At 56.8% G+C, this 3,365-nt stretch carries 1 protein-coding gene and 1 pseudogene; both read right to left on the bottom strand.

The annotated features are described in order from the left end of the window. A pseudogene (locus tag A1351_RS05035) lies at nucleotides 1-1,061 on the bottom strand (DEAD/DEAH box helicase family protein); the annotation flags it as partial. Then, nucleotides 1,058-3,365, bottom strand: a 2,308-nt coding sequence (locus A1351_RS05030; RefSeq protein WP_064032398.1) for a DNA methyltransferase, incomplete at its 5' end; no start/stop codon positions are given. The gene A1351_RS05030 and the pseudogene A1351_RS05035, both read right to left, overlap by 4 nt.

The raw sequence follows: 3,365 nt of genomic DNA, 5'->3' as shown, positions 1-3,365 counted from the left end.
GCCATGCCCAGCGCGATGATGATGTCGACGTGGTCGCGGTCGTTCCTGTGCGTCGGATCCTTCAGCGCGCCGATGACCCTCTCGCGCTTCGCCGGCGCGTCCTCGACCAGATCGGCGACCCTGAGGAGCCGGCCGTCGGGGCGGCGGATCAGATGGAAACCCGTGGCCGCATCCTCGCCCTCCCAGACTCCGAGCGCGTCCATGATCGCCTCGGCCTCCGAGTGCTTGCCCTGCTTCGTGCTCTCCCGCGAATTGACGTTGGGGATGTGCACGATGGTTTTCAGCGACGGGTCGAGCACCTTCATGATCCCGTCGAGATAGCTGCCCGAATAGAAGAAGTAGCCGATGTCGAGCGACTTAAGATGCTCATAGCCGTTGAGCTGTTCGTAGTAGGTGTAGGTCACCGTCTCGAAGCGCGCCTCGTCCTCGGGGGCCAGTACCGGTAGGGCGTCGCCCCGGAAATAGGAGCCGGTCATGGCGATCAGGTGGATGCGGTCGTGCGCGATGAAGTCGCGCAGATGGCCGCCGAGCCTGTTGGCCTGGTCCGCGCTGACGTGATGGAACTCGTCGATGGCGATGAGGCAGTCGTCGAAGGCGGCGATCCCGAACTCGTCGACGGCGAAGCGGAAGGTGGCGTGCGTGCAGACGAGCACGCGGTCGGAGCCGGCGAGGAACTCCCCGACCGCCTTGATCTTGGACCTCGAGGCCTTGACGTCGTCGTCGCCCGGCGCATTGCAGAGGTTCCATCTCGGCTCGACCTTCCAGTCGGCCCAAAAGCCGTAATCCGACAGCGGCTCGTCGGCGAAGCTGCCCCCGATCGACCGCTCGGGCACCGCGACAATCGCCTTGCGGAGTCCCTGATGGTGCAGCTTGTCGAGCGCGAGGAACATCAGCGCACGGCTCTTGCCCGAGGCCGGCGGCGACTTGATCAGCAGATATTGCTCGCCGCGCTTCTCATAGGCGCGCTCCTGCATGACGCGCATGCCGAACTCATTGGCCTTGGCCGACGCGCCGGTGCGCTCGGACTTCATCGAAATGGAGGGGAGGACAACGCTGTTCATGAGACCGCCTTCGTCTTTCTCGTCGTCTTTGTCGAGGTCTTGGCCTTCGGCTCCTTGTCCGCCTGCGGGGGCGCCATCTTGGCGTAAAGCTCAAACAGCTTCTCCAACCGCTCGGTGTCGTTCTTGAACCGTCGACCTATGTAGATGCGCTCCAGCGTCTCGTCATTTGCTTCATGGGCGCGGCGGAGATCGTCGGGCATTTCCTCGGGATCGTAGAGTTCCGCGATCGTCTTCGGGAAATGGTTTTCGCGCGCGAGAAGGATGTCCTCGGCGCAGCGGGTCAAATTAGCCTTGTTCTTCTCGGTGAGCTGCGGCAATGGGAAGGTGTTCCAGCCAAGGTTGCTCGAATATCGGATTCGAGTTTCGAGCTTCCCGCATATTGTTGTGATCCAAACTAAATGTAATTTTGATACCAACACAGAAAAATCAACTAAAGTTGGATCATATATAGCATGTGCAAGATGTGTTATAACTATATCTGACTTGAGGAAGCCGACAGGTAGATGCTCCCTTCTTTCTGAAGAGACCTGTGGTACGAGTATCTGTGCGAAGCGGCTTGAGTTACGATATCTAAATTGGTGCGGGCGATCGGTAAGCGTGCAAGCGACTTCGCCGCCACCCTTGCGATATTCGAGAACCTTGCCAATGCGCATCACAATTTCGGGCACTTTGTCCACGAGCGCTAGATCCGAGTCGTCTAGCCAAAGACAATATCGCGCGATTCCATCCACAAATTCACTAGTTCCAGAAACCTTCCGGAGGAGCTTTTTAGTCGTCGGTTCGCGCTCTACGAGTTTACGCGCTTCGTCAGCACTAAGAAACAAATGCCCGCCATCGTAAGCAGCATTACCAGTAATCATTGTCGACAGGAGATTGCTATTTTTAGACTGACTGCCAACAATAACGTTTTGACCGTCAATTAGATATGCGTTTATATTTACAACTTTTCGGCGCGAAGATTCATTGTATATAAATTTTGATACAATTTCATTCTTCGTTATACCAAATATTGTGCATGAAACGCCAGCATTATGCTGTGCGTTGTTTGCCCACTTGAAGGTCTCGTACGCGAATTGAATTTGACAGCCATGTCGATAGACAATCGGCCAAAGCACAGGAACGTGCGTACCTTGAACTATTGAGTTCGTCGTAACAAAGGCCGATTTTGTGGCAAATTGCAGAAATTCACACGCCTTCAATATGAATCCGCATATGTAATCTAAATTTTTGTATTTTTCCTCTTGCCCAAATACAAGCTTTATATCCTGCTTTTGTTGAGAGTTCTGCTTTTTTCCACCTACGTAAGGTGGATTGCCGCAGACATATGTCTCGATTTCCACCGTCTTTTCTAAGTTATTTTCTTCCAGTGCCAAGCGCCCGGTTGGCCCACCCAAATCCCATTGCTCGGCCAGCGCGTTTGAAGCAGGCGGACACACCTCTAGCCAGCTCAACCTTAGGGCGTTGCCGACATGGATCTGCCCAGTGCGATGCAGCGGCAGTACGTTCAAGCACGCGAGACGCTCCCCGCGATAACGGACATCGCACTGGAATTCGGCGATCAGCAAAGAGAGCTTCGCGATCTCGACCGGAAAACTCTTGATCTCGATGCCGTAGAAATTCTCGAGCTTGATCCAGCTCGCCCCGTCCTCGCGGAGGCGCCTGATGATCTCGGCCTCGATTTCCCGCATCTGCTGGTAGGCCACGACGAGGAAGTTGCCCGATCCGCAGGCCGGATCGAAGACGCGGATCGCAGCGATGCGGCGACGCAGATTCCGCAGCTTGCGGACGTTGTCGCCGGCTGCCTCCAACTGCTGTCGAAGGTCGTCTAAGAAGAGCGGATTCAGCACCTTCAAAATGTTCGGCACGCTGGTGTAGTGCATGCCGAGCGATCCGCGCTCGCCCTCGTCCTCGACGGCTTGGATCATCGACCCGAAGATGTCGGGATTGATCTCCCGCCAGTTCAGTTCGCCGGCGCGCAGGAGATAGGCCCGTGCGATCCGCGAGAAGCGCGGACAGTCCGTCGTTCCCGTGAACAGTCCCCCATTGACGTAGGGAAACTTGTCCGCCCATGCTTTGAGCTTCGCGGGGCCGCGCTTCTCGCGCTGGATGTCCATCGCCCGGAACAGTTCGGCGATGACGCTGTGCGTGTTGGCCGACGAAGCGTCCGTGAGTTCCGAGACCGTCTTCGTGAAGAGGTTTGGCGGGAAGATGCCGGTGTCCTCGGCGAAGAAGCGGAAGATCAGCCGGGCCATGAAATGATTCATGTCGGGGCGGCGGTCGGCCGCGCCCCAGTCGGGGTTGTCC

The organism is Methylosinus sp. R-45379, from assembly GCF_001644125.1.
GTDB lineage: Bacteria > Pseudomonadota > Alphaproteobacteria > Rhizobiales > Beijerinckiaceae > Methylosinus.
The sequence above is the reverse complement of the archived record's forward strand: the minus strand, read 5'-3'. Positions and strand labels throughout refer to the sequence as shown.